The organism is Leifsonia williamsii, assembly GCF_030433685.1.
GTDB classification, from domain to species: domain Bacteria; phylum Actinomycetota; class Actinomycetes; order Actinomycetales; family Microbacteriaceae; genus Leifsonia; species Leifsonia williamsii.
The window spans coordinates 3,438,276-3,464,706 of the sequence record NZ_JAROCF010000001.1 but is presented as its reverse complement, the minus strand read 5'-3'; the positions used below and the strand labels follow the sequence as shown (position 1 = coordinate 3,464,706).

General features: G+C 72.1%; 22 protein-coding genes and 1 tRNA gene. 11 read left to right on the top strand and 12 right to left on the bottom strand.

Features of this window, described 5'->3' with window-relative positions; genetic code table 11:
* Positions 1 to 101 precede the first annotated feature (101 nt).
* Positions 102 to 1,088: a LacI family DNA-binding transcriptional regulator gene (locus tag P5G50_RS16405; protein ID WP_301211930.1), complete on the top strand. Its 987-nt coding sequence runs from the start codon at positions 102 to 104 to the stop codon at positions 1,086 to 1,088.
* On the opposite strand, the gene P5G50_RS16400 is transcribed toward P5G50_RS16405, so the two are convergent.
* Positions 1,089 to 2,384, bottom strand: a complete 1,296-nt coding sequence (locus P5G50_RS16400) for a DUF4032 domain-containing protein (RefSeq protein ID WP_301211931.1) — start codon at positions 2,382 to 2,384, stop codon at positions 1,089 to 1,091.
* An 88-nt stretch (positions 2,385 to 2,472) separates the two neighbouring features.
* Positions 2,473 to 3,567: an ABC transporter ATP-binding protein gene (locus P5G50_RS16395; protein WP_301211932.1), complete on the bottom strand. Its 1,095-nt coding sequence runs from the start codon at positions 3,565 to 3,567 to the stop codon at positions 2,473 to 2,475.
* A gap of 300 nt (positions 3,568 to 3,867) precedes the next feature.
* Here P5G50_RS16395 and P5G50_RS16390 point away from each other — a divergent pair, with 300 nt between their 5' ends.
* On the top strand, positions 3,868 to 4,773 hold the full coding sequence (locus P5G50_RS16390; protein ID WP_301211933.1) for a DsbA family protein: 906 nt from the start codon (positions 3,868 to 3,870) through the stop codon (positions 4,771 to 4,773).
* A 27-nt stretch (positions 4,774 to 4,800) separates the two neighbouring features.
* A tRNA-Thr gene (locus P5G50_RS16385) sits at positions 4,801 to 4,876 on the top strand.
* Between the two features lie 17 nt (positions 4,877 to 4,893).
* Here P5G50_RS16385 and P5G50_RS16380 read toward each other — a convergent pair.
* From P5G50_RS16380 to P5G50_RS16370, 3 genes are read right to left on the bottom strand one after another with little or no spacing between them, the layout of a single operon-like run.
* A complete protein-coding gene (locus P5G50_RS16380; protein WP_301211934.1) occupies positions 4,894 to 5,256 on the bottom strand; it encodes a hypothetical protein in 363 nt (120 codons plus the stop codon).
* Positions 5,253 to 5,927: a DedA family protein gene (locus P5G50_RS16375; protein ID WP_301211935.1), complete on the bottom strand. Its 675-nt coding sequence runs from the start codon at positions 5,925 to 5,927 to the stop codon at positions 5,253 to 5,255. Before P5G50_RS16375 ends, P5G50_RS16380 begins: the two co-directional genes overlap by 4 nt.
* Before the next feature lie 54 nt (positions 5,928 to 5,981).
* Positions 5,982 to 6,647, bottom strand: a complete 666-nt coding sequence (locus tag P5G50_RS16370) for a GntR family transcriptional regulator (protein ID WP_301211936.1) — start codon at positions 6,645 to 6,647, stop codon at positions 5,982 to 5,984.
* Between the two features lie 131 nt (positions 6,648 to 6,778).
* On the opposite strand from P5G50_RS16370, the gene P5G50_RS16365 reads away from it, so the two are divergent.
* A complete protein-coding gene (locus P5G50_RS16365; protein ID WP_301211937.1) occupies positions 6,779 to 8,179 on the top strand; it encodes an MFS transporter in 1,401 nt (466 codons plus the stop codon).
* A 212-nt stretch (positions 8,180 to 8,391) separates the two neighbouring features.
* Here P5G50_RS16365 and P5G50_RS16360 read toward each other — a convergent pair whose 3' ends face one another.
* Positions 8,392 to 10,044, bottom strand: coding sequence for a thiamine pyrophosphate-binding protein (locus P5G50_RS16360; protein ID WP_301211938.1), 1,653 nt, complete (start codon positions 10,042 to 10,044; stop codon positions 8,392 to 8,394).
* A 156-nt stretch (positions 10,045 to 10,200) separates the two neighbouring features.
* Entirely contained in the window at positions 10,201 to 11,253 is a 1,053-nt protein-coding gene (locus P5G50_RS16355) for a LacI family DNA-binding transcriptional regulator (RefSeq protein ID WP_301211939.1), read from the bottom strand.
* Between the two features lie 123 nt (positions 11,254 to 11,376).
* Between P5G50_RS16355 and P5G50_RS16350 the strand changes: the two genes are divergently transcribed.
* The 4 genes from P5G50_RS16350 to P5G50_RS16335 all read left to right on the top strand — a co-directional run bounded on the left by P5G50_RS16350 (position 11,377) and on the right by P5G50_RS16335 (position 16,535).
* Positions 11,377 to 12,315 (top strand): carbohydrate ABC transporter permease, encoded by a 939-nt coding sequence (locus tag P5G50_RS16350; protein ID WP_301211940.1) that lies wholly within the window; start codon positions 11,377 to 11,379, stop codon positions 12,313 to 12,315.
* The gene (locus tag P5G50_RS16345; protein ID WP_435870907.1) at positions 12,315 to 13,256 is read left to right on the top strand and encodes a carbohydrate ABC transporter permease; all 942 of its coding nucleotides are present in this window, start codon (positions 12,315 to 12,317) and stop codon (positions 13,254 to 13,256) included. Before P5G50_RS16350 ends, P5G50_RS16345 begins: the two co-directional genes overlap by 1 nt.
* Before the next feature lie 61 nt (positions 13,257 to 13,317).
* Positions 13,318 to 14,682 (top strand): ABC transporter substrate-binding protein, encoded by a 1,365-nt coding sequence (locus P5G50_RS16340; protein WP_301211942.1) that lies wholly within the window; start codon positions 13,318 to 13,320, stop codon positions 14,680 to 14,682.
* Between the two features lie 83 nt (positions 14,683 to 14,765).
* Positions 14,766 to 16,535 carry a glycoside hydrolase family 35 protein gene (locus P5G50_RS16335; protein WP_301211943.1) on the top strand — a complete coding sequence of 590 codons (1,770 nt, stop codon included), beginning with the start codon at positions 14,766 to 14,768 and terminating at the stop codon, positions 16,533 to 16,535.
* On the opposite strand, the gene P5G50_RS16330 is transcribed toward P5G50_RS16335, so the two are convergent.
* Positions 16,536 to 18,083 carry a carboxylesterase/lipase family protein gene (locus tag P5G50_RS16330; RefSeq protein ID WP_301211944.1) on the bottom strand — a complete coding sequence of 516 codons (1,548 nt, stop codon included), beginning with the start codon at positions 18,081 to 18,083 and terminating at the stop codon, positions 16,536 to 16,538.
* Between the two features lie 175 nt (positions 18,084 to 18,258).
* Between P5G50_RS16330 and P5G50_RS16325 the strand changes: the two genes are divergently transcribed.
* Positions 18,259 to 19,200 (top strand): siderophore-interacting protein, encoded by a 942-nt coding sequence (locus tag P5G50_RS16325; protein WP_301211945.1) that lies wholly within the window; start codon positions 18,259 to 18,261, stop codon positions 19,198 to 19,200.
* Between the two features lie 5 nt (positions 19,201 to 19,205).
* On the opposite strand, the gene lepB is transcribed toward P5G50_RS16325, so the two are convergent.
* Positions 19,206 to 19,934 carry a signal peptidase I gene (gene lepB, locus P5G50_RS16320; protein ID WP_301211946.1) on the bottom strand — a complete coding sequence of 243 codons (729 nt, stop codon included), beginning with the start codon at positions 19,932 to 19,934 and terminating at the stop codon, positions 19,206 to 19,208.
* A gap of 260 nt (positions 19,935 to 20,194) precedes the next feature.
* Here lepB and P5G50_RS16315 point away from each other — a divergent pair, with 260 nt between their 5' ends.
* Positions 20,195 to 21,601 carry a M23 family metallopeptidase gene (locus P5G50_RS16315; RefSeq protein WP_301211947.1) on the top strand — a complete coding sequence of 469 codons (1,407 nt, stop codon included), beginning with the start codon at positions 20,195 to 20,197 and terminating at the stop codon, positions 21,599 to 21,601.
* 105 nt (positions 21,602 to 21,706) lie between these two features.
* A complete protein-coding gene (locus P5G50_RS16310) occupies positions 21,707 to 23,056 on the top strand; it encodes a maltokinase N-terminal cap-like domain-containing protein (RefSeq protein WP_301211948.1) in 1,350 nt (449 codons plus the stop codon).
* A gap of 86 nt (positions 23,057 to 23,142) precedes the next feature.
* Here P5G50_RS16310 and P5G50_RS16305 read toward each other — a convergent pair whose 3' ends face one another.
* Genes P5G50_RS16305 through P5G50_RS16295 form a run of 3 tightly spaced genes read right to left on the bottom strand, consistent with a single transcriptional unit; the run spans position 23,143 to position 26,416 of the window.
* Positions 23,143 to 24,360, bottom strand: coding sequence for an MFS transporter (locus P5G50_RS16305; protein ID WP_301211949.1), 1,218 nt, complete (start codon positions 24,358 to 24,360; stop codon positions 23,143 to 23,145).
* A complete protein-coding gene (locus tag P5G50_RS16300; protein ID WP_301211950.1) occupies positions 24,357 to 24,974 on the bottom strand; it encodes a GntR family transcriptional regulator in 618 nt (205 codons plus the stop codon). The genes P5G50_RS16305 and P5G50_RS16300 overlap by 4 nt, the downstream gene beginning before the upstream one ends.
* Before the next feature lie 56 nt (positions 24,975 to 25,030).
* Complete coding sequence (locus P5G50_RS16295) at positions 25,031 to 26,416, bottom strand: LLM class flavin-dependent oxidoreductase (protein ID WP_301211951.1); 1,386 nt, start codon at positions 26,414 to 26,416, stop codon at positions 25,031 to 25,033.
* Between the last annotated feature and the right edge of the window lie 15 nt (positions 26,417 to 26,431).

The following is a 26,431-nucleotide window of genomic DNA, read 5'->3' as shown; positions in this document are numbered from 1 at the left end:
GACTGAATCGATTGAGCACTCAATCGATTAATCCGGGACTATACAATGCTCGGGAGCCGGGACACAAACGCCCGGCGCGAAGAGGAAGGCGGTGCAGCCGGATGCCGACGACGCTCGCCGACATCGCCGACCGCGCAGGCGTCTCCGCCGCGGCCGTCTCCCTCGCGCTCAACGGCAAGAAAGGCGTCTCCGACGAGACCCGCGCCCGGGTGCTCGCGATCGCCCGCGAGCAGGGGTACCGGATCAACCGCCTCGGCCGCGCGTTGCGGCAGTCGCGGGCCGGCGCCGTCGGGCTCTACCTGCCCGAGTCGGCGGTGCACTTCGGGTACTACACGGAGGCCACGCTCGGCCTCACCGAGCGCCTCCACGCGGCCGACCTCTCCCTGCTGATCGTGCCGAGCACGCCGACCAGCGCCAGGATCGAGTCGTACCCGCCCGTCGACGGCTTCATCCTGATCGAGCCGCACTCGGACGACGCCGGCGCCGCGCACATCCTCGGCCAGGGGCTGCCCGTGGTCACCGGTGACGCGCCGCCCGCGGGCTTCCCATCGCCGTGGGGGACCGTGGAGTCGCCCAACACGCGCACGACGCGCCAGGTGCTCGACCGGTTCACCGAGCGCGGGGCGCAGCGTCCCGGCCTGTTCCTGGTGGAGCGCGTGTCGGCCTGGGCGCAGGAGCTCGAATCGGCCTACCGCGAGTGGTGCGCGGAGCGTCGGTTGGAGCCGCGTGTGCTGCTCGAGAGCATCCACACCCCCAACGACGTGCTGGCCGGTCGCCTGCGCGACTGGGCCGACCCGGAGTCCGGCGTCGACGCGGTGTTCGTCGGCGCCGACGGCGTCGCCGTGCGCCTCGCAGGGCTGCTGCGCACGCTCGGCCGCCGTCCGGGCGCCGACATCGCGATCGTCTCGGGTGTGGACAGCCTCATCATGGAGTTCCACACCCCGCCGATCACCGCCGTCGACCTCCAGCCGCGCGAGTTCGGCCGGGCCTGCGGCGAGCTGCTGCTGGAGCTGCTGGACGAGCCGCGCCCGGCCGAGACCGTCCGGCGCACGCTCGACGCCGTGCTGCGCGTGCGCGAGTCCGGCTGATCAGACCTTCGACCGCCAGTCGTCGGCGTCCTCGTCGTCGGCGGACGACGAGGAGGAGCTGATCGCGCTGAACGACTCCGTCGGCGGCCCGATGACCGTGGCCTCGTCGCGGCGGTGGCGCAGCACGTCGTTGATGTAGGAGGTCAGGGCCTCCGCCAGCGGCACGTCGCGGCCCTCGGACTGCGACATGAACCAGCGGTGCTCGAGCAGCTGGTGGAACACCTCCGCCGGCTCCAGCTTGCCCTTGAGGTCGGCCGGGATCGCCCGCACCACGGGCTCGAAGACGCGCATCAGCCACTCGTGCGCCGACGCCTCCTCGTCGAGTCCCTCGGTGCCCAGGGTGGCCGCGTAGGAGTCGAGGTCGTTCAGGAGGCGGCGGGCCTGGTTCTCGCCCGTGTCGAGGCCGGTGAGGCGCAGCAGGCGGCGCTGGTGGTGCCCCGCGTCGACGACCTTCGGCTGGATGCGCACGGTCGTGCCCTCGTCGGAGGTCTTGATCGCGAGCTCCTCGATGTCGAAGCCGAGCTCGTTGAGCCGCTCGACGCGCTGGCTGATCCGCCAGCGCTCGGACGACGCGAACGACTCGCTGCCGGTCAGCTCCTTCCAGAGCGACCGGTAGGCGGCGACGATGCCGTTGGAGACCTTGATCGGGTCGAGCGACTCGTCGACGCGGCCGCCGGCCTCCAGGTCCATCAGCTCGCCGGCGATGTTGACGCGCGCGATCTCGAGGTCGTTCTCGCGCTGGCCGTTCGAGAGGCCGTCGTAGAGCTGGCCGGTCTCGGCGTCGACCAGGTAGGCGGCGAAGGCGCCCGCGTCGCGACGGAACAGCGTGTTCGACAGCGACACGTCACCCCAGAAGAAGCCGACGATGTGGAGGCGCACCAGCAGCACCGCGAGCGCGTCCACCAGGCGCGTGGCGGTGTCGGGCCGCAGGGTCTGCGAGAACAGCGCGCGGTAGGGGAGCGAGAACTTGAGGTGCCGGGTGACCAGGGCGGCGTTGAGCGCGTTGCCGTCGTCGTCCTGCCGGTTCTTGATCACGGCGAACGGGTCGACGCAGGGCACGTCGAGCCGCTGCAGCGTGCGCAGCATGTCGTACTCGCGCTGCGCCATCTCGGCCGTCGTCTCCTTGATGGCGATGACGTAGCCGGAGAGGTTGGCGAAGCGCACGAGGTGCCGGCTGATGCCCTTCGGCAGCAGGGCGATGTGCTCGCTCGACCAGTCCTCCAGCGGGAGGTTCCAGGGGAGGTCGAGCAGCGCGGGCTCGACCGTCGCGGCGGTGATGTTCACAGATCCGGCCATGGGTGCCTCTCGGGGTGGATCGCGGGCGAAAGCACTCTGCCGCAGTCCGGCGAGCGGACTGCGGCAGAGTGAGGATGGTTCCTGGGGATCAGTCGACGACCGCGCCGCCGAGGCGCTCGCCCGACTCCGCGTGGAAGGCGTGGACGTGGCCCGGCTTCGGCGTGATGTAGACCGTGTCGCCCGCGTTCGGGTGGACCCGGCCGTCGACACGGCCGACGATGTCGGTGCGCTTGCCCTCGACCTCCGAGTGGCCGTACAGGTAGCCGTCGGCGCCGAGCTCCTCGACGAGGTCGACCGTGACCTTCAGGCCGCTGCCCTCGGTGGTCGACACGACGACGTCCTCCGGACGCACGCCGATGGTGACCGTCGAGCCGGCGGCGGCGAGGATGTCGCGCTCGACCGGGACGACCGCGTTGCCGAACTTGATGCCGCCGTCGGTGACGTCGGCCGTGAACAGGTTCATGGCCGGCGAGCCGATGAAGCCGGCGACGAAGACGTTGTTCGGCTGCGCGTACAGGTCGCGCGGGGTGCCGACCTGCTGCAGCACGCCGTCCTTGAGGACCGCGATGCGGTCGCCCATGGTCAGCGCCTCGGTCTGGTCGTGGGTGACGTAGACCGTGGTGACGCCGAGGCGGCGGGTCAGCGAGGCGATCTGGGTGCGGGTCTGGACGCGGAGCTTGGCGTCGAGGTTCGACAGCGGCTCGTCCATGAGGAAGACCTGGGGGGAGCGGACGATCGCGCGGCCCATGGCGACGCGCTGACGCTGACCACCCGAGAGGGCCTTCGGCTTGCGGCCGAGGTACGGCTCGAGGTCGAGCAGCTTGGCGGCCTCGAGGACGCGCTGGGCGCGCTCCTCCTTGCCGACGCCGGCGATCTTGAGCGCGAAGCCCATGTTCTCGGCGACCGTCATGTGCGGGTACAGCGCGTAGTTCTGGAACACCATCGCGATGTCGCGGTCCTTCGGCGGCACGTCGGTGACGTTGCGCTCGCCGATGAAGATGTTGCCGTCGTTGACCTCTTCGAGACCCGCGAGCATGCGGAGGGAGGTCGACTTGCCACAGCCGGAGGGGCCGACGAGCACGAGGAACTCGCCGTCGGCGATCTCGAGGTCGAGGGAGTCCACCGCGGGACGGTTCGATCCCGGGTAGAGCCGGGTGGCCTTGTCATAGGTGACTGTCGCCATTGTCTTTCGTTCTCCTTCACCGGCAGGTACGTGCCGGACGATCCGTTGTGAATGGATGAATGTAGCGTCGACGTCCGAAGGCGTCGCTGCCTCAGCGACCATAGTATGGCATCGGAGAGGGTGCTCCGAACCGCGTTCGGGGGGCAGCCTCCCCGCTGCTCCTCCGGCGTCCAGCCCGCGTCTGGTCGATTCCCAGACAGGCGTTCTACGATCGTCCGGTTGCGTGTGCTCGCTCGGCGGGCCACTCACCGACACTGCGTCCCCCCGCGCAGTCCCCGAAGCACCCCGAGGTTGATACGCATGACCGATCCCGACGAGGGCCGTCCCGGCGACGTGCGCGCCGCGGCACGTGAGAAAGCCCGGCAGCTCCGCACGTCGCAGCAGCGCAAGGACCGCAGGAGGCGCGCCCTGCTCGGCGGCGGCATCGTCGTCGGCGTGCTCGCCGTCGCGGCCATCGTGGCCGTCGTCATCGTGAGCGCCATCCGCCCGACCGTCCCCGGCCCGAGGAACATGGCCAGCGACGGCGTCATGGTCGGCTCCGAGCTCAAGGTCAAGACGACCGCTGCCCTCGCCGCCGACGCGAAGCCGGTCGCGAGCAAGCCCGATCCGAGCGGCAGCACCGTCGACATCCGCATCTACGCCGACTACCTCTGCGACCTGTGCGGCGACTTCCAGCGCACGAACCTGCACCAGCTCGAGCCGCTCGTGAAGGCGGGCGCCGTCACGGTCGAGATGCACCCCGTGGCGATCTACACCAGCCATTCGGCGGGCACGAAGTACTCGCTGCGCGCCGCCAACGCCGCGGCCTGCGTCGCGAACTACTCGCCCGGCGCGTTCTGGACGTTCAACGCCTCCCTCTTCGCCAAGCAGCCCAAGGAGGGCAGCCCCGGCCTCACCGACCAGCAGCTCAAGCAGCGGGTCGCGGCGGCCGGCGCCGACGCGAAGAGCGAGATCAACGCGTGCATCGACGACGGCCGGTTCAAGACCTGGGTCACCGATGCGAGCGACCGCGCGCTGAGCGGGCCCATCCCGAACTCCGACGTGCAGAAGATGACGAACGCGCTGCTCGTGCTCGTGAACGGCAAGCCGTACACCGGGTCGCTCACCAACGCCGCCGACTTCAAGGCGTTCGTGCTGCAGGCGCAGGGCGACGAGTACACCTCCACGGCATCTCCCACGCCCACACCCACGCCGTCGGCGGGCTGACCCCGGCTCCGCTACGCTGTCCAGTGCGCCGGCTTAGCTCAGTTGGTAGAGCACTCGCCTTGTAAGCGAGCGGTCGCGGGTTCGAGTCCCGCAGCCGGCTCCATCACGTCCGTGCGCCGTTCACGCGCCCGCGATCAGCAGCCAGGCGATCGCGGCGGCGGGGAGCGCGACGGCGATCAGCAGCATCCCCGTCCAGAGCACCCGTCCGGCCCCGCGCGGGAAGGTGACGAGCGTCACGAACAGCGTCGCGGCGAGGACGAACAGAGCAGGGGCGAGACCGAGGAACAGGCCGACGTCCTCCTCGCCGGCGTCCGCCACGGGCGACTGCGCGATCACGCCGGCCGCGTCCAGCTCGAACTGCACCCAGGTCGCGAACAAGAGGTACGGGACCACCAGCACGACCGCCGGGATCGCGAACCAGCCGAGCAGCAGCCATGGACTCCGGGCCGAGGCGGTCGCCTGCTCGGCAGGAGCCTCCGTCACTCCCGCGCCTCCCGCTGCGACGCCCGCGCCCGACGCACCCGCCGCACGATCAGCCACACCAGCGCGACGGCCAGCGCGACGTAGATCACGATGTCGACCACGCCGGAGTAGCGGTCGACCACCTCGTACTGCGTGCCGAGCAGGTACCCGGCGCCGACGAGCACGAGGTTCCAGGCCAGCGTGCCGGCGGCGGTGAACAGTGCGAAGACCCAGAACGGCATCCGGGTCGCGCCGGCCGGCAGCGAGATCAGGCTCCGGACCAGCGGGATCAGGCGGCCGAAGAACACGGCGCCGCGACCGTGCCGGTGCAGCCAGTCGGCGGCGGTGCGGAAGTCGTCCTCGTCGACCAGCGGCAGCTTCGCCAGCAGCCGGATCGCCCGCTCCTCGCCGAGCGTGCGGCCCAGCCAGTACAGCAGCACGGCGCCGAGGAGGCTGCCGAGCGTCGCGGCGACCAGCACGAGCACCACGTTCAGCGACCCCTGGCGGGCGAGGAACCCGGCGAACGGCAGGATCACCTCGCTCGGGATCGGCGGGAACACCACCTCCACGAACGAGCAGACCCCGACGCCCACCTCGCCGAGCAGCAGCATGACGCGGGAGGCGAGGCCCGCGATGCCGCCGAGCTCGTCGGGCGGGGTGGCGGCGGCGGACAGGGCGAGCGCGGTCGTCATGCCGGGCACGGTACCGGCGCAGCCTGAGCGGAACCGGAGCGCCGCGGGCCCGGCTCAGGAGGCGGCGTGCTCGTGCTCGAGGTAGGCGTCGAGGGTCGCGGTGCGGTGCCGGCGGGCCGCGGACTCGATCTCGTCGGCGGGGGCGCCGCGTTCGATCAGTGTCAGGATCTCGGCGTGCTCGTGCACCGACTCCTGCGCCCGGCCGGGCACGAAGGCGAAGGTGGAGCTGCGGAGGTTGCCCAGGCGCGCCCACTCCGCCTCCACCAGCTCCAGCAGCCGCCGGTTGGGGCACGCGGCGTAGAGCGTCTCGTGGAACTCGTGGTTGAGGGCGGTGAAGACGTCGGGCGCGAAATGGCCGAGCGTCTCGGTCATCTGCTCGTTGATCTCGCGGGCGCGGCGGAGGTCGTCGGCGCCGAGGGCGGGTGCGGCCTGCGCGGTCGCGGCGCCCTCGAGCAGGGCGAGCGTCTGCATGCTGAAGCGGTACTGCGACTCGTCGACCATCGCGACGCGCGCGCCGACGTTGCGCTCGAAGGTGACCAGGCCCTCCGCCTCCAGCTGACGCAGCGCCTCGCGTACGGGCACGACGCTCATCCCGAGGTCGTTCGCGATCGCGCCCAGCACCAGCCGGTAGCCGGGGGTGTAGTCGCGGCGGGAGATGCGCGCCCTGATCCAGTCGTAGGCGGCGCGCGACTTGCTCTGCGTTGGTTCGTCGGTCGCCATCGGTGGTGATCCTATCGGCCGGGGAGGGTGGGGAGCGTGTGCGCTCGACGCACAGGAGCCTCTCGACGTATCCGAAATCGTATCATATACTTTCCGGCGGACGACGACGTCAGATCGAAGGAGATCCTGCCATGAGCACCCCCGACACCAGTGCCGGCACCGCCGGCGCGCACTTCACGCCGACCGGGAGCTTCGCCGCGGCGACCGACCGGCGCCGCGTGGTCTTCGCCACCGTGGTCGGCACCACCGTCGAGTGGTACGACTTCTTCATCTACGCCTCGGCGGCGGGGCTGGTCTTCGGCCAGCTGTTCTTCGAGCCGGCAGGGCCGCAGTTCGCGACCATCCTCTCGTTCCTCACGGTCGGCATCAGCTTCCTGTTCCGGCCGCTGGGCGCCTTCATCGCCGGACACCTCGGCGACAAGCACGGCCGGCGCTTCGTGCTGATGATCACGCTTGTGCTCATGGGCGCGGCCACGGCGCTGGTCGGGCTCCTGCCGACGTACGACGCCATCGGCATCGCCGCGCCGATCCTGCTGATCCTGCTGCGCATCCTGCAGGGCATCTCGGCCGGCGGCGAGTGGGGAGGCGCGGTGCTCATGGCGGTCGAGCATGCGCCGACGAAGCGTCGCGGCCTGTTCGGCGTCTCGCCGCAGATCGGCGTGCCGCTCGGCCTGCTGCTCGCCTCGGGCATGATGGCGCTGATGTCGATCCTCGCGCCGGGCGACGCCTTCGTCGCGTGGGGCTGGCGGGTGCCGTTCCTCCTCTCGATCGTGCTGATCGCGATCGGCTACTACGTGCGCCGCCGGGTCGACGAGAGCCCGGTCTTCCGCGAGATCGCGGCCCGCCGCGAGCAGACCCGCACGCCGATCGTGCGGCTGTTCCGCCGCCACGCGCTGCTCGTGGTGCTCGCCGCGCTGATCTTCGCCGGCAACAACGCGGTCGGCTACATGACCACCGGCGGGTACATCCAGAACTACTCCACGAACCCCGACGGGCCGCTCGGCCTCGAGCGCGGCCCGGTGCTGTGGGCGGTCGCCGGCTCGGCCGTGACCTGGCTCGCGTCGACCTGGTGCGCGGGCTGGCTGAGCGACAGGATCGGCCGCCGCACCACCTACATCATCGGCTGGGTGCTGCAGCTGGTCGGCGTCTTCCTGCTGTTCCCGCTGGTCAACGCGGGCACGGTGTGGTCGCTGTTCGCGGGCGTCGCGGTGCTGACGATCGGACTCGGCTTCACCTACGGGCCGCAGGCGGCCTATTACGCGGAGCTGTTCCCGGCCTCCATCCGCTTCTCGGGCGTCTCGATCTCGTACGCCATCGGCGCGATCCTCGGCGGTGCCTTCGCCCCGACCATCGCGACCGCGCTCGTGCAGGCGACGGGGACGACCTGGTCGGTGACGTGGTACCTGGCGGGGATGACCGTGATCGGCCTGATCGCGACGCTGCTGCTGCGCGACCGCTCCGGCATCCCGCTGGGCCCCGACCACGAGGCCGAGCAGGAGCGTTCCCCGATCGTGGGCGCCTCCCGCGCCTGACGCCGCCGGGAAGCCGTAACTCCGGAGGCCCGCTCGAATCCCTCCCTCATCTCCGTGTGAACGGCCCTGGGGGAGGGATTCGCGCGTGCGCCTCCGGAATTGCCGGCCTGCACCGTAACTCCGGAGGTCGGGGGCGACGCGCCGTACGGATGCTGCTTCGACCGGAGGATCGCGGTCGGGCGGGGCGGATCTCCGGAGTTGCGGGCGTCAGGTCAGGAGTTCGCCCGGATGATCTCGTGCTGGTAGGGGGCGATGACGGCGCCGGAGACGCGGAGGTCGAGCAGGAGGAACGGGCGCTCGGCGGCGGGGGTGGCGCGCCACTCCGTCACGACCTCCAGGTCGTCGAGGGTGCGGACCGTGACCGCTGCGGCGCCGACGGCGCGCGCGAGGCCGGCGAAGTCGACCTCGGGGATGCGCATGGGCGCCTCCGCGAGGCCCTTCAGGCCGTACAGGTTCACCTCGGCGCCGTAGGCGGCATCGTTCCACACGACGGCCAGACCGCGGCCGCCCGCGACCCGCACGGCCGACTCCAGATCGGCCAGGGCCATCAGGCCGCCGCCGTCGCCCGTGGTCAGGACCACGGTGGCCTCGGGATGCGCGAGCGCGGCCCCGGCGACGCTCGGGAACCCGAGACCGATCGACTGGTACGCGGTGCCCACCATGATCATGCGGTCAGGGGAGGCGACGGGCCAGTACATGTTGGCCCAGCCGATGAAGTGCCCGCCGTCGGAGACGACGACCCGGTCCTCCGGCAGCAGCTCCGCCAGCCGTGCCGCGGCCGAGCGCGGGTCCAGGCGGCCGTCGGGGGCGAGGCCGTCGCCGGGGTGCTGCCTGCGCAGGGCAGCGGCGTCGATGCTCTCCCGCCAGCCGGAGGGGCGGGCGCCGCGGGCGGCGAGCTCGCCGACCAGCGCGGTCGCGACCTCCCGCGCGTCTCCGCGGATGTACGAGCCCACGTACGGGTGCGTGGCGGCGGGCGCGACGTCGACCTGGATGACCCGCGTGCCGGGCGCGAACAGCTCGCCGAACCGCATGGTGAAGTGGTTGAGGGAGGCGCCGAACACCACGGCGACGTCGGCCTCCCGCACCAGCTCCATCGCGCCCTCCGCCCCGAATCCGCCGCTGACGCCGAGGTCGTAGCGGTCGTCGGGGAAGACCCCGCGGCCGAGGGCGGTGGAGGCGGTGACCGCGCCGGTCGCGTCGGCCAGCTCGCCGAGGGCGGCGCTCGCGCCGGCGAGCCAGGCGCCGCGGCCGGCGAGGAGGAACGGGCGCTCGGCCTCTGCGAGCGCCCGGGCGGCCTCGCGCACGGCGCCGAGTGCGAACGGGGTGACCGGTGCGAGCGGGGCGGGGAGCACCGGCTCCGGCGCGGGAGGGACGGGCCCCGCCTCCCGTGTCGCCACGTCGTAGGGGATCGCGAGCACGGTCGGCACACGGTAGGCCAGCGCGTGCTCGATGGCGATGACGGTCGTGGCCGCCGCGTCCGCGCGGCCGACCGTGTAGGTGCGGGCGCCGACGGCCGAGGCGAGCGCGATCTGGTCGACGTCCCACGGCCGGGGCCCGGACGTCGGCTCGTCGCCGACCACCAGGAGCAGCGGGATGTGCGCCTGCACGGCCTCCGCCAGCGCGGTCAGCGTATTGGTGAAGCCGGCGCCGTACGTGGTGGTCGCCGCGGCGAGGCGGCCGGAGGCGCGGTGGAACGCGTCGGCGGCGACCACAGCCCCGGCCTCGTGGCGCATGGCGGTGTACGTGACGGCGCCGGTGCGCTCCAGCGCGTCGAGGAAGTAGGCGTTGCCGTTGCCCATGACCCCGAAGACGTGGTCGACATGGCGGGCGAGGGTGTGGGCGACGTGGGCGGAGACGGAGGGCATGGCGGTGCCTTTCGAGACGTGACGGAGTGACGGGGTCCGTATGTGTCTCGCGCGCCGCGCCTCCGCGGGCGGCTTCGTGCCCATTTTTCGAGCACTGGGCGGTCGCTCCGCCCAGACGATCTCAGTATATGGCGGGGCCCGGCGTGATCGGGCGGGTCAGCGCGCCGGCGGCGCCGCGGTGCTCCCACGCACCACGAGGCGCGTCGGCAGGACCGTCGAGGTGACCGGCTCCGGCCGGCCCTCGATCTCGGCGATGAGCAGCTCGACCGCGCGGCGGCCGGTCGCCTCGAACTCCTGGTGCACGGTCGTGAGCGGCGGCCAGAACGAGTCGGACTCGGCCATGTCGTCGAAGCCGACCACGCTCACGTCCTCCGGCACCCGGCGGCCGGCCTCGTGCAGGGCGCGCAGCACGCCGAGCGCCATCTGGTCGTTGGCCGCGAACACCGCGGTGATCTCGGGGCGGGAGGCGATGCGCCGGCCGTGCTCGTAGCCGGCGGAGGTCGACCAGTCGCCGTGCAGCACCTCCGGCACCGGCGCGCCCGCCGCCTCCAGCGTCTCCCGCCAGGCCTGCTCGCGGCGGGCGGCCGAGTAGGAGTCGTCGGGGCCGGAGATGTGCCACACCGTCTCGTGGCCGAGCGCGAGCAGGTGCTCGGTCGCGATTCGCGCTCCCTGCGCCTGGTCGGTGTCGACCTGGGGGTAGTCGGGGCGCTCGGTGGAGTCGATGACGACCACCGACAGGCCGGCGGGGAGCTCGACGTCTGCGCGGTCGACGATGTGCGCCTCGATGACGATGATGATGCCGTCGACCGCCTGCTCCAGGAGCCGGGTGAAGGCGACGCTCACGTCCTGCTGCGTCGGCCGCTCCACCGGGACCACGGTGATCGAGTAGCCGGCCGTCGCGGCGCTGCCCGCGATCGCGTCGAGCGTGCGCATGTTGCCGTACGAGGACAGCGTGAACATGACGACGCCGAGGTTGCGGAACCGTCCGGAGCGGAGGGCGCGCGCCGCGCGGTTGGGCCGGTAGCCGAGCGCCTGCATGCTGGCGAGCACCCGTGCACGCGTGGTCGCCTCCACGTTGGTGAGGCCGTTGGCGACCCGGGACACGGTCTGGGTGGAGACGCCGGCGTGCGCCGCGACGTCGCCGAGGGAGGGGCCTCTGCTGCCGCGGGCCCGCTGGCCCTGCGCCCTGTCGGTCGTCGACTCGGTCATGGCTCCCCATTCTGGTGCATGTTCGCCGCCCGTGGGCTTGCGTGATGTTGACGTCAACATGTTAGGGTGGCCGCCGTGGATGTTGACGTGAACATCCTACCGATCCGAACACCGAGGAAGGCCATGACAACGACGTCCATCACGCCGCCGGCGCGCCAGGCCGGCACTGCGTCCCGCACACGGCCGGGCGGCCGCCGTCCGCGCCGCGACTGGCGGGGCTGGGCGTTCGTCGCCCCGTTCATGATCGTGTTCGCGGCGATGATCATCGCCCCGGTGGTCTACGCGATCTACCTCAGCCTGTTCCGGCAGCAGCTGATCGGCGGCAACGCGTTCGTCGGCCTCGCCAACTACCTCGCGGTGCTGCAGGACGGCAAGTTCTGGGAGTCGCTCGGCCGGGTGTCGATCTTCCTCCTGATCCAGGTGCCGATCATGCTGGTGCTGTCGCTGACCGCGGCGCTCGCGCTCGACAGCGCGCGCCTCCACGGCGCCGGCTTCTTCCGCATCGCGCTGTTCCTGCCCTACGCGGTGCCCGGCGTCGTCGCCGCGCTGATCTGGGGCTTCATCTACGGCGACCAGTTCGGCCTCACGGCGAGCATCAACGGACTGTTCGGCACGCACTTCGCCCCGCTGAGCGGCCAGTGGATCCTCGGCTCGATCGGCAACATCGTCACCTGGGAGTTCATGGGCTACAACATGCTCATCTTCTATGCGGCGCTGCGGGTCATCCCCGGCGAGCTGTACGAGGCGGCCGAGATCGACGGCGCCGGCGCGTTCCGCCAGGTGTTCAGCATCAAGATCCCCGCCGTCCGCGGCGCGATCGTGATCGCGACGATCTTCTCGATCATCGGCAGCTTCCAGCTCTTCAACGAGCCGAACCTCCTGAAGCAGCTCGCCCCCAACGCGATCAGCAGCTACTTCACGCCCAACATGTACGCCTACAACCTCAGCTTCGCCGGGCAGCAGTTCAACTACGCCGCCACCGTCGCGATCGTCATGGGAGTGGTCACCGCGGTCATCGCCTACGTGGTGCAGCTCCGGGGCTCCCGGAAGGAGATGCGCTGATGTCGACGCTCGACACCGTCCAGGACGCCGCGGCCGCAGGGCCCCGGGTCGCCCGCCGTGCCCTCGCCCGGCCCTCCCGTCACACGGAGGGAGGCCGCCGGCCCCGCCGGTCGCTGGTCCTGACGATCGTGATGGTCCTGTTCACGATCTACTCGTTCGTGCCGCTGATCTGGCTCATCGTCAACGCGACCAAGAGCCAGCCCGACCTGTTCTCGACCTTCGGCCTGTGGTTCGGCGACGGCTTCAACCTGTTCCAGAACATCGCAGACACCTTCACCTACCGCGGCGGCATCTTCGTGCAGTGGCTGGGCAACACCCTGCTGTACGTGGTGGTCGGCGCCGGAGGGGCGACGCTCCTCGCGACCGTCGCCGGCTATGGCATGGCGAAGTTCGACTTCCCGGGCAAGCGCGCCGTCTTCGCGGTCGTGCTCGGCGCGATCGCGGTGCCGGGCACGGCGCTCGCCGTCCCGACCTTCCTGCTGTTCAGCCAGGCCGGGCTCACCAACACCCCCTGGGCGGTCATCCTGCCCTCCCTGATCAGCCCGTTCGGGTTCTACCTGATCTGGACGTACGCCAGCGAGGCCATCCCGACCGAGCTGCTGGAGGCGGCGCGGATGGACGGGGCGGGCGAGTTCCGCACCTTCTTCACCATCTCGCTGCGGCTGCTCGCCCCCGGCATCGTGACGGTCGCGCTGTTCGCGATCGTCGCCACCTGGAACAACTACTTCCTGCCGCTCATCATGCTGAGCGACCCGACCTGGTACCCCCTCACGGTCGGTCTCAGCCAGTGGAGCGCGCAGGCGACCGGGGTCGGCGCCCAGCCGATCTACAACCTCGTGATCACCGGATCGCTCATCACCATCGTCCCGATCGTGATCGCGTTCCTGGTGCTCCAGCGCTACTGGCAGTCCGGACTGGCTGCCGGGAGCGTCAAGCAGTGACCAGCACCGACGCAGTGACCAGCACCATCCCGTTCCCGACGAAGTGAAAGGCCCCACCACCATGAAAGACCAGGTCCTGAAGGGCGCGACGCGCTCCCGCAGCCTGCGCCGCATCGCCGCGGCGCTCGCGACCACCGCCGTCCTCGGCGCCTCCCTCGCCGCCTGCTCGTCCGGCGGCAGCGGGAGCGGCGGCGGCAGCGCCTCCGACATCGAGTCCGCGCTCGAGAAGGGCGGCACGATCACGTACTGGTCGTGGACCCCCTCCGCCGAGGCGCAGGTCGCGGCGTTCGAGAAGGAGTACCCGAAGGTGAAGGTGAAGCTCGTCAACGCGGGCACCAACACCACCGAGTACACCAAGCTGCAGAACGCGATCAAGGCGGGCAACGGCGCGCCGGACGTCGCGCAGGTCGAGTACTACGCCATCCCGCAGTTCGCGCTCTCCGACGCGCTCGTCGACCTCACGCAGTACGGCTTCGACAAGCTGGAGAAGGACTACACCCCGGGCCCGTGGAGCTCGGTGAACGTCGACGGCAAGCTCGTCGGCCTGCCGCAGGACTCCGGCCCCATGGCGATGTTCTACAACAAGACCGTCTTCGACAAGCACGGCATCGCGGTGCCGAAGACGTGGGACGAGTACGTCGCCGCCGCCCAGAAGCTGCACGCGGCCGACCCGAACGCCTACATCACCAGCGACTCGGGCGACTCCGGCTTCACCACGTCGATGATCTGGCAGGCGGGCGGCCGTCCGTTCCAGGTCGACGGCACCAAGGTGAGCATCGACCTGCAGGACGACGGCACCAAGAAGTGGACCGGCACCTGGGACAAGCTGGTCGAGGGCAAGCTGCTCTCGCCGGTCACCGGTTGGACCGACGACTGGTACAAGGCGCTCGGCAACGGCTCGATCGCGACCCTCATCACCGGTGCGTGGATGCCCGGCGTGCTCGAGTCCTCGGTGAAGGACGCCTCTGGCCAGTGGCGCGTCGCGCCGATCCCGACCTACGACGGGAAGGCGGCGAACGCCGAGAACGGCGGCGGCGGCCAGGTCGTGCTCAAGCAGAGCAAGAACCAGGCGCTCGCGGCCGGCTTCCTCAAATGGCTCAACAACGACGAGGACAGCATCAAGGTCTTCCTGGAGTCCGGCGGTTTCCCGTCGACCACGAAGGACCTCGAGTCCTCCGACTTCCTCGCCACGGCGCCCGAGTACTTCGGCGGCCAGAAGATCAACGAGGTGCTCGTGCAGGGCGCAAAGGACGTGACCAGCGGCTGGCAGTACCTGCCGTTCCAGGTCTACGCGAACAGCATCTACGGCGACACCGTCGGCCAGTCGTACACCTCGAACAGCAGCCTCAACCCCGGCCTCCAGGCCTGGCAGAAGGCGATGGTCGAGTACGGCAACCAGCAGGGCTTCACCGTCACCGGCAAGTGAGCCCGCTGCGCGGCCGGTCGCCTCGGCGGCCGGCCGCGCGCGCTGTCCGCACCACCGCCTCCCTCCGCTAGAGAAAGCACGTCATGACCAGCTTCGAGATCGCGGGCGACGACTTCGTCCTCGACGGCGAGCCGTTCCGCATCCTGTCGGGTGCCATCCACTACTTCCGGGTGCACCCCGACGACTGGGCGGACCGCATCCGCAAGGCGCGCCTGATGGGCCTCAACACCGTCGAGACCTACGTGCCGTGGAACGCGCACGAGCCGCGCCGGGGGGAGTGGACCACCGAGGGCGGCCTCGACCTCGACCGCTTCCTGCGGACGGTGCAGGAGGAGGGGATGCACGCGATCATGCGCCCCGGCCCGTACATCTGCGCCGAGTGGGACAACGGGGGCCTGCCCGCGTGGCTGTTCACCGACCCGGAGGTCGGCATCCGCCGCTCGGAGCCGCGCTTCCTCTCCGCGGTGACCGCCTATCTGGAGCGCGTGCTCGCGATCGTGCGCCCGCTGCAGGTGACGGCGGGAGGCCCGGTGCTGCTCGTGCAGGTCGAGAACGAGTACGGCGCGTACGGCGACGACAGGGAGTACCTGCGGCACCTGACCGAGGTCACCCTCCAGGCCGGCATCGACGTGCCGCTGACCACGGTCGACCAGCCGGAACCGCACATGCTCGAGAACGGGTCGCTGCCGGGGCTGCTCAAGACGGCCTCCTTCGGCTCCCGCTCGCGCGAGCGCCTGGCCACCCTGCGCGAGCACCAGCCGACCGGTCCGCTGATGTGCTCGGAGTTCTGGGACGGCTGGTTCGACCACTGGGGCGCCCACCACCACACCACGCCGGTGGAGCAGTCGGCGGCCGATCTGGACGACCTGCTCGCCGCGGGCGCGTCGGTCAATATCTACATGTTCCACGGCGGCACCAACTTCGGCTTCACCAACGGCGCCAACGACAAGGGCGTGTACCAGCCGATCGTCACCAGCTACGACTACGACGCCCCGCTCGACGAGGCGGGCGAGCCGACCGAGAAGTTCTGGGCGTTCCGCGAGGTCATCGCGAAACACGCGCCGGTGCCGGAGGAGGAGCCGGTGCTCGCCGCCGCCGCGCCGTCGCTGACGGTGCCGTTCGACGCCTCCGTGCCGCTGTTCGCGGTCGCCGACCGGCTGGGCCGCTGGGACCACCGCGACGACCTGCCGAGCTTCGACACGCTCGGGCACTACAGCGGCTTCGGGCTGTACCGCACCGAGATCGACACGACGGAGCCGGCCGTGCTGGAGTTCGGGGAGGTGCGCGACCGCGCGTACGTCTTCGTCGGCTCCACGCGTGTGGGTGTGCTCGCGCGCGACCACCACGACAGCGCGATCACGCTCTCGCCCGCCCGCGGCACGCTCACGGTGCTGGTCGAGGATCAGGGCCGCGTCGACTACGGTCCCCGGATCGGCGAGGCGAAGGGCCTGATCGCGCCGGTGCGGCTGAACGGCGAGGCGCTCAGCAGGTGGAGCGCGCTGCCGCTGGACCTCACGGCCCTCACCGCGGTACGGGAGGCGCTCGACGCCTCCGCCGTGGCGGACGGGGCGCCGGAGCGGCTGGCCGGGCCGGTCTTCGCGCGCGCGGTGTTCGAGCTGGCAGAGCCGGGGACGCTGTTCCTCGACACGACCGGCTGGGGCAAGGGCGTGGCGTGGCTGAACGGGTTCAACCTCGGGCGGTACTGGACGCGCGGGCCGCAGGAGACCCTCCACGTGCCGGCGCCGGTGACCCGCTCCGGGCGCAACGAGCTGATCGTGCTGGAGCTGGAGGCGGCGGCGGAGGCCGAGGCCGTCTTCGTGCCGGAGCCGCGGCTGGGGCACACCGAGTTCTGATCAGCGGAACGTGAGCGCCGTGGCGCCCCAGCCCGCCAGCCGGGCGGCGTCGAGGTCGCGCACGACGCGGTCCTCGCTTCCGATCACGAGCGTCTCGCGCTCGGGTACGCGGTAGGCGGGCCAGTCGGTCCCGGGCGGGCGGCCGTGGGCGAAGGCGGTCCAGCGCTCCTGCACCCGCCGGGTCACGCGGCGCGCCTCTGCCTTGCCGCCGAGCCGGAACGACGGGTCGCGCGGCGTCGCCTCCAGGTTGCCCCACACGTAGTAGAGGTCGCTCGCGTGCGCGGCGCCCACTCCCGCCAGGCGCAGCAGCGGCGTCGCGTGGTCGAAGCGGTACAGGTGCGTCGGCGCGACCGCGCTGTGCCCCTCCGCGATCCAGACCGCCGGCATGCGGAAGGCGATGTCGGTCGCCATGCCGACGCCGACCGCGCGGCGCGGCAGACCGGCGTACGCGGCGAGCACCTGGTCGCACTTCGGCGCCTCCACGCCGGGGTTCTCCTCCAGCATCCGCGCGAACATCGCGTCGAGGCCACGGCGGGTGAGCGGGAGGAGCGACGAGCGCATGACCCGGAACAGGGTCGCCTCGTCCCGGTTGCTGCCGATGACGAGCGGCACCGGGTGGCCGCGGCCGGCGCTGAGGACGGCGATGGGGGCTTCCGGCAGCAGGTCGCCGTCGACGGAGGGTGCGAAGGCGAGCGTACCGGGGTGCTCCCTCGGGACGTCGGTGTAGGCGCTCGCGGCGGCGCGCAGGACGGTGTCGACAGGGAGCGCCCGCAGGTCGTCCGGAGTGGCGCCCGTGGCGTCCGCCGCCTCCAGGAACCGCCGGGCCACCGCGGTCGCGCGCTCGGGGCCGTACATCGACGTCGCGGGCGCGCTCTGCACGATCGCGCGGTGGAACAGCCCAGCGGCGGCGGGGGAGGCGAGCAGGGCGGCGATGATGCCGCCTCCCGCCGACTGCCCGAACACCGTGACGCGGTCGGGGTCGCCGCCGAACGCCGCGATGTTGTCGCGCACCCAGGCGAGGGCGAGGAGCACGTCGCGGAGGGCGGGGTTGGTGTCGAACTCCCCGCTCCGGCCTCCCGATACGACGTTGCTCAGGTCGAGGAAGCCGAGCGCGCCCAGGCGGTAGTTGAGTGTGACCAGGACGACGTCGCCCACCTCGACCAGCCGCGACCCGTCGTAAATCGGCTGGCTCGCGGAGCCGAGGGTGTAGGCGCCGCCGTGGATCCACACCATCACGGGCCGCGGGGCGCCCGGCAGCGCCTCCCGCAGCGACGGCCGCCACACGTTGAGGAAGAGGCAGTCCTCGTCCTGCCGTGCGGGGCCCTGCGGCACCGCGGGGTTGGGGATCTGCGGCGCCGTCCCGCCGAACGCCGTGGCGTCGGCGACCCCGCTCCAGGGTGCGGCGGGCACTGGCGCGCGCCAGCGCAGCGGGCCGACGGGAGGCTCCGCATACCGGAGGCCGCGCCACACGGCCGTGCGGCCGTCGTCGGTCCCGCGCACGGCGCCGCTGCGCGTCTCGACGACCGGGTGCTCGCTACCGCTGCTCACACGACGATCATGGCCCTTCGCGGCCGGTGCGTCATGGGGACTGCTTCACGCCTGCGCCCGGCTCGGAGGAAGCTCGGAGGTACGGCCGGGGCAGGTAAGTATAGGCTTACCTTAGTTCCCATCCGACCCGCCCCGGCTCCGCCGTGCGCGGCGCACCCGAGAGGATCCGGCCCGCGTGACCATCATCGCCCCGCCCCGCCTCGAGCGTCCCGCCTACCGCCCCTATCGCGCCGAGGTCGTGGCCGTCCGGAGCCTGTCGCCGCACTTCACCCGGGTGAGCTTCCGCTGCGACGCGTTCGAGCACTTCGGCACCGAGGGGCTGGACCAGCGCATCAAGCTGTTCTTCCCGCTGGCCGACGGCACGTTCTCGGATCTCGGCTTCGACGACGAGGAGTCGATCGCGGCGGGCGACTGGTACGACCGCTGGCGCGCGCTGCCGGAGGACCGCCGCAACCCGTTCCGCACCTACACGGTGCGCACGGCCGACCCGGACGACCGCCGGGTCGACATCGACTTCGTCGCGCACGGCGACGGCGGCCCGGCCGCGCGCTGGCTGCTCGGCGCAGCCCCCGGCGACGAGCTCGTGATCGTCGGCCCCGACTCCCGCAGCCCGGTCCGCGGCTCCGGCATCGACTGGCGCCCCGGCGACTGCACCGAGCTGCTGCTGGCGGGTGACGAGACGGCCACGCCCGCCATCGCCGCGATCCTGGAGTCGCGCCCGGCCGACTGCCACGCACGCGTCTTCATCGAGGTGCCCTCTGCGGAGGACGCCCAGCCGCTGCGCGCGCCCGCCGGCGTGACGATCACCTGGCTCGCCCGCGGCGAGGCGCCGACCGGCACCGCGCTGCTGCCCGCGGTCGAGCAGTGGCTGGCCGCCAACCCCGAGGTCGTCGCCTCGGCCGCCGCCCCGCGCCGCCAGCGGCTCGCCGACGTGGACATCGACCGCGAGATCCTCTGGGAGAGCCCCGAGCACGCGCCCGGCGGCTTCTACGCCTGGGTCGCGGGGGAGTCGGCCGCGGTCAAGGCGATCCGCCGCCTGCTCGTGCGCGGCCACGGCATCGACCGCCACCGCGTCGCGTTCATGGGGTATTGGCGGCTGGGGCGGGCGGAGAACTAGCTCGCCTAGTCCTCGCGCTCGACTCCGCGGAACACGTCCGGGTAGTCGTCGAGCCAGATCCAGTGGCTCGCGGGCCAGCTGATGACGAAGGCCTTGCCGACGACGTCGCTGAGCGGCACGAAGCCCTTGCCCGGGTCGTCCATGTGGTAGCGGGAGTCGGCGGAGTTGTAGCGGTTGTCGCCCATGACCCAGACGCTGTCGTCGGGGACCGTGACCGTGAAGGGCTTGCCCGAGACCGCCTGCGTTCCGGCGGGGAGGAGCACGTACGGCTCCTTCAGCGGGACGCCGTTGACGCTCATCTGACCGAGCGCGTTGCAGCAGCTGATCGTGTCACCCGGGAGCCCGATGAGGCGCTTCACCAGGTGCTGGTCGCTGTCCGAGGCGCCGAGGCCGACGAAGTCGAGCACCGCGCCGACGCCCTGCTGGAACGCGTTGCCGGTCGCCGGGGGCGCCGGGGGCAGCCAGCCGCCCGGATCCTTGAACACGACGACATCGCCCCGCTCCAGCGGGAACACCTTCGGCTGCAGCTCGTTCACGATGATGCGGTCGTTGATCTGCAGCGTGTTCTCCATCGACCCGGAGGGGATGTAGAAGGAGCGCGCCACGAACGTCTTGATCAGGAACGAGACCAGGACGGCGACGACGACGATGACGACCACATCGCGCAGCAGCGACTTCCAGCCCGAACGACGAGAGGAGCGGCGAGGGCGTGCGGTCGCGGTCGTGTCGGTCACAACTGATCACGCTAGCGTGTGGAGGCTGAAAGACGCATCCGATCGGCACCCCGCTCCTTGTCGTACCGCGTACAGGGTGAGAGCATCTTCACACGGGTCGTCCGGCGACCGCCGGCTCCCGCGTGACCATGCGGAACGCACTCCCAGGCTTCGGGAAGGATGCACGACGCGGACGACCGCGCCGCGTCGATCCCGCACGGCTCACGCCACTCGGGCGCCCGCCTGGTGCCGGACGGCTCCTGTCGTCGCTCGCCGCCGTCGTGCTCGCGGTCGGGGTGCTCGCAGCTCCGCAGGCCGCCACCGCGACGACGTGCGAGCAGCCGGGGTGCGCGGAGACGGGGGAGCAGTCGACTCCGACTCCGACTCCGACTCCGAAGGGTGACGGCGACGACGGGGACGGGGACGGCGACCAGGGCGGCGACGGGACGCCGACACCCACGCCGACTCCCACGCCCACGCCCACTCCGACCCCGACTCCCACGCCGACGCCGACTCCGACACCCACTCCGACTCCGACACCCACTCCGACTCCGACACCCACCCCGACCCCGTCGACCACCCCCAAGCCGACTCCGACGCCCACGCCGACGCCCGCCCCGAGCACCCCCGCCCCCGCCGCCCCGCCGCCGACCGATGAGGTCCCGCTCGTCGCCCCCGACCTCCCGGCCGGGAACACGATCGACCCCGTGGAGGTGCAGCGCGCGTCCGAGCTGGCCAGCGACCTCGCGCAGGCCCAGCAGGCGCTCGCCGACGCCACCGAGCAGTCGCGCGGCGCCGAGCGCGAGCGGGAGCGCGCCCAGGCCGCCGCCGACCAGCTCGCCGCGCAGGCCGCCGATGCGCGCGAGACGGCGACGGCGTCGGCGGCGTTCGCCACCGCGCTCTTGCGCAGCGCGGGCAAGCCGGGGCTCCCCGGCCCCGACCCGCTGGCCGCGGCGCTGAGCGCGCCCGGCGGCGACCTCCTCATCAAGCTGGGCGCCGTCGACCGGTTGCGCACGCTCTCCGCGGACCGTGACGCCGCCCTCCGCGCCGCGTCCGCCGACGCCGAGCGGGCCGACGACCTGGCGCAGAAGGCCTCCCAGGCGACGGAGGCCGTCGGCGCGATCGATACCGCCTCCAGCGAGCAGGCGGTCGCCGCCGCGCAGACGCAGGTCGACCTGGCCGCGACGGCCCTTGCCTCCCTGCCGACCGTGCTCTCGGCGGCGGGCGGCTGGCAGGCGCTGACCGTCGACCCCGGCGCCGCACCCGCCGGATCGGGCTGGGCGCTCCCGGTGCACGGCTCGCTCACCGACGGCTTCGGGCCGCGGCCGTCGCGGCCCGCCGGGACCGCGCTCTTCCACCCGGGCGACGACGTCGGCGCGGCCTGCGGCACCACCATCTCGGCGGCCGCGGCCGGCACGGTCGTCGCGGCCGGCCCGAACGGCTCCTACGGCAACTTCGTGCTGATCGACCAGGGCGGCGGGGTGCAGACGGCCTACGGGCACATCCGCGACGGCGGCATCGGCGTGACCGTCGGCCAGCAGGTCGCCGCCGGGCAGCCCATCGCGCAGGTCGGGACCACCGGCGCCTCCACCGGCTGCCACCTCCACTTCGAGGTGCGGGTGAACGGGGTGCAGATCGACCCGCTGCCGTTCCTCGCGGCCCGCGGGGTGGCGCTCGGCACCCGCTGAAGCGCCGGGCGCGCGCCGCCGCCTGCGCTGGGACCCGCGTGCCGTGATCCTGTGGGTTCCGCAAGGGCCTCCTCAGATCGGGGGAGGCGGGCGTACGGTTCAGGCATGACCGAACTGACGGAGCTCGTCGGCACGTGGATGCGCCGCCAGCGGTGGTACTCGACGAAGAGCGTCGAACCGAAGCTGCGCCTCCTCGCCTCCTTCGAGACCGAGCCCGAGCCCGCGGACGCCGGCGTCCGCATCGTGACCCACTTCTTCGCCGACGACGCGCCGCGCACCCCGCGCGTCTACCAGGTGCCCGTCGTCGCGCGCGACGACCGCGACGGCGACCCCGCCGCCTTCATCGGCGAGGCGGGAGGCCGCCACCTCTACGACGGCCCCGCCGAGGAGGCGTACGTGTCGGCGCTCGCCGCGCTGATGGGCGGCGCCGCCCGCACCGAGGGGCGGGACGCGCACGCGCAGGGCCACACGCTGGGCGGCACGATCGCGGTGCGCTCCTCGCGCCGGCTGACCGGGGAGCAGTCCAACACCTCCATCGTCGCCGAGCTCGACGACGGCCGGCTCACGCTGATCAAGGTGTTCCGCGTGGTGCAGGACGGCGAGAACCCCGACATCTCCACCCTGGCCGCCCTGACGCAGGGCGGCTCGCGCCGCACCCCTGCACTGCTCGGCTGGCTGAGCGGCAGCTGGCCGGCGCCCTCCGGCCAGGGCGCCGCGCACGGGGAGCTGGCGCTGGTGCAGGACTTCGTCCCCGGCGCCGAGGACGGCTGGGAGCTCGCGGTCGACGCCGCCGAGCGCGGCGAGGACTTCGCCGACCGCGCCTACGACCTCGGCCGCGGCACGGCCGAGCTGCACCGCCTCATGGCGAGCGCCCTGCCGACCAGGGAGGCCGAGCAGGAGGACATCGCCCAGGCCCTCGACGGCATGTTCCGGCGGCTCACGCTGACCACCACGGAGGTGCCGGAGGTCGGCGAGCTGCGGGCGGGCATCGCCGCGGTCTACGAGTCGGCCGCCGCGGGGCCGCTGCCGACGCTGCAGCGCATCCACGGCGACCTCCACCTCGGCCAGGTGCTGCACTCGGGGGAGCGCGGCTGGCAGTTCATCGACTTCGAGGGCGAGCCGCTGCGGCCGCTCGCCGAGCGCTCGCTGCCCGACGCGACCATGCGCGACGTCGCGGGGATGCTGCGCTCGTTCGACTACGTCGCGGGCTCGCTGGCCCAGCGGCAGCCTCCCGTCGACGCCTCGGCGTGGGCGGCGCGGGCGCGGCAGGCGTACCTCGACGGGTACGCGTCGGTCGTCGGCACGGAGCTGCACGACCACCAGCGGCTGCTCGACGCGTTCGAGCTCGACAAGGCGGTGTACGAGATCCTCTACGAGGCCAGGCATCGCCCGGCGTGGATCCCGATCCCGTTCACGGCCGTGCAGCGCCTCCTCTCGGCGCAGCAGGTCGGCTGAGGCGGCCGCCGAGACCCCAGCCGCCGAGTACGCGGAAAATGCTCCCCGGGATCGATCTCAGGGAGCATTTTCCGCGTACTCGGCGGCTACTCGGCGAGGGGCGTGTGCGGGAGGTGGCGGGTGGAGGCGGGGAGCAGCGCGAGCGCTGACAGCACCGCGAGCACGACCACAGCCGCGAGCAGCACGAGCGTCGGCAGCGGCGGTGTCAGCGCGGCCATCAGCGTCGGCAGCAGGAACCCGGCGTACGCGACCGCGTAGAAGACGCCGGTGAGCCCCGCGAGATCCCGCGGCGAGGCGATGCGCTGCACCTCCAGCAGACCGGAGACGAGCGCGACGCCCATCCCCGCTCCCAGCACGACCGCGGCGGCGAGCCCGAGCAGCAGCGACCGGGCGGCGACCGCACCGGTCAGCACCGCGAGCCCGACCGCCATGATCGCCAGCGCCGAGACCAGGCCGCGCGCGCTGGAGACGGTGTGGAGACGCTTGGCGATCGGCTGCACCAGGGACGCCATCCCGAGCGCGATGACGGTCAGCAGGGTCGCGTAGCCGAGCCCCCACGACCCCGTGCGGTCGCCGAGCAGCACCGGCAGGTACCCGTAGGCGAGCGCGGCGGCGGCGAAGATCCACGGCGCGGCGATCAGCACCACCCGCGTGAACCGCCTGTGCCCGGCCGCCGGCACGCGCAGCTGGGTGATCAGCGGACCGCGCTCGCCGCCGCTGGTCGAGGTCTCCGGAACCCGCAGCACCAGCCAGAGCGCGGGCAGCGTCAGCACGATGTGGACGACGAACGGCAGCTCCTCGCCGAACGCGGTGAACTGCGCGATCCCTCCGGCCACCAGGGCCCCGGTCGCCGAGCCGAGGGTGAAGGCGAGGGAGGCGCGCCGCGCCCCGGCCGCCGTGTCGACGCCGGGCTCGTGGCCGGGCGACGACAGCTCCTTCATCCAGCTGGTCCCGACCGCCATGGCGATGCCGACCGTGATCCCGGAGAGCAGCCGGCCGGCGTAGATGGGCGCGGGGCCGAGGGCGCCGAAGGCGAGGCTCCCGCTGGCGAGCAATGCGGTGATCACGCCGGCGAGCATCAGTGGCCGGCGGCCGTGCCGATCGGACAGCGCGCCGGCGACGAGCAGCGCGGGGGCCAGCCCGAGCACGTAGACGCCGAGGAACATGTTGACCGTGAGCTCGGAGTAGTGCTGCACGTCCTTGTACATGAGCAGCAGCGGGCTGAACTGGTTGCCGCACCACGAGCACAGGAACATCACGACGAACACGGGGCGCCACGGCGCCCTCTGCGCGGCGCGGCTCACAGTGCGCCCTGGTTGCGGGCGATGTGCGTGCGCAGCAGGCCGGCGTAGTCGCCGCCGGAGCGCAGGGCGCCGAGCATGGCCTCGTGATCGGCGAGCGAGTCGGCCAGCGTGCCCGGCTGCACCCGGAAGAGCTGGTGGCGGATGCGCTGCTGCCGATCGCGGAGCAGCCCGTAGAAGTGCCCGGCCAGGTCATTGCCGGACCCGTCGACCACGGCCGCGTGGAACCACTGGTCGGCCTCGACGAACCGCTCGACGTCGCCGGCCGCGAGGGCGGTCCGCTGCTCGGCGAGCGCCTCCTCCAGGGCGGCGAGGAGGGTGTCGTCGCCTCCACCGTCCAGCACCCGTCGCGCCGCGGTCGCCTCGATCGCCTCGCGCAGGTCGAGCACGTTCTGCGCCTCGCGCGGTGACATCGGCACGACGACCGCTCCGCGCCGCGGCTCGAGCGTGAGCAGCCCCTCCGCCGCGAGCCGGAGGAACGCCTCGTGCACCGGGGTGCGGCTCACGCCGATCTCCGCCCCGAGCTGCGCCTCGCTGAGCAGCGTGCCGCCCGGCGCCTCCCCCGAGAGGATGAGGTGCTTGGTGTGGGCGTACGCGTGCTCGGCGGCGGGGATCATGCGGCCAGTCTACGCCTTGCATGCAAGCTTGCGTGCAAGGCGTGGCCTGATCAGAGTCACACCACCTGCTGCGCAGCCCCGATCTTGTACCGCGCCCCGCGGTGGTCCTCCGGGAGCCGGTCGCCCGCTCCGTGCAGCTTGTTCCGCAGCGTGCCCGGCTCGTACTCGGTCGGGTAGACGCCGCGCCGCTGCAGCTCGGGGATGACGAACTCCACGACGTCCTCGAACGTGCCCGGGGTGATCGCGTAGGCGAGGTTGAAGCCGTCGACGTCGGTGTCCTCCACCCACTCCTGCAGGTGGTCGGCGACCTCGGAAGCCGACCCGACGATGAAGGGACCCAGGCCGCCGATGGCGCCGTTGCGGCCGATGTCGCGCACGGTCCACTCGCCGCCGTCCTCGTTGGGCCGCTGGAAGTTGGCGACCGCCGACTGGATGGCGTTGCTCTCCACGTTGCCGATCGGCTCGTCCAGGTCGTACTGCGACAGGTCCACGCCCATCCAGCCCGACATGAACACCAGAGCGCCCTCGTCGCTCGTGTACTGCAGGAAGTCCTCGAACTTCGCCTGCGCCTTCTCGCTCGTCTCGTCGGTGATGATCGTGAGGAGGGTGTAGATGCGGGCGGCGTACCGGTCGCGCCCGGCCGCCTCCAGCGCGTCGCGCAGCTTGGCGACGGTCTGCTTCAGGCCCTCCTTGGTGGATGCGGCGACGAAGATGGCCTCGGCGTTCTCGGCCGCGAACGAGATGCCGCGCTTCGAGGCGCCGGCCTGGTAGATCACGGGCGTGCGCTGCGGGCTCGGCTCGGAGAGGTGGATCCCGGGGACCGTGAAGTGCTTCCCCCGGTGCCCGATCTCGTGCACCTTCGCCGGGTCGGTGAAGACGCCGGACTCGCGGTCGCGGATCACCGCGTCGTCCTCCCACGACCCCTCCCACAGCTTGTAGAGCACCTCCAGGTACTCGTCGGCGTGGTCGTAGCGGTCGTCGTGCTGCAACTGGTCGTCGTGACCCATGTTGCGGGCGGCGGACGGCAGGTAGCCGGTGACGACGTTCCAGCCGACGCGCCCGTTCGTCAGGTGGTCGAGTGTCGACATGCGGCGGGCGAACGGGTACGGGTGCTCGTACGCGGTGCCGGCGGTGATGCCGAAGCCGAGGTTCTCCGTCACCAGCGCCATCGCGGAGACGAGGAGGATCGGGTCGTTCACCGGCACCTGCGCGCCGTGCCGGATGGCCGCCTCGTTGCTGCCGCCGTAGACGTCGTAGGTGCCGAGCACGTCGGCGATGAAGATGCCGTCGAACCTCCCGCGCTCGAGCAGCTTCGCGAGCTCTGTCCAGTAGGTGAGGTCCTTGTAGCGCCAGGCCTGGTCCTCGGGGTGCCGCCACATGCCGGAGGACTGGTGGGCGACGCAGTTCATGTCGAAGGCGTTGAAACGGATCTGCCGGGTCATGCGCTCCAGGATGCG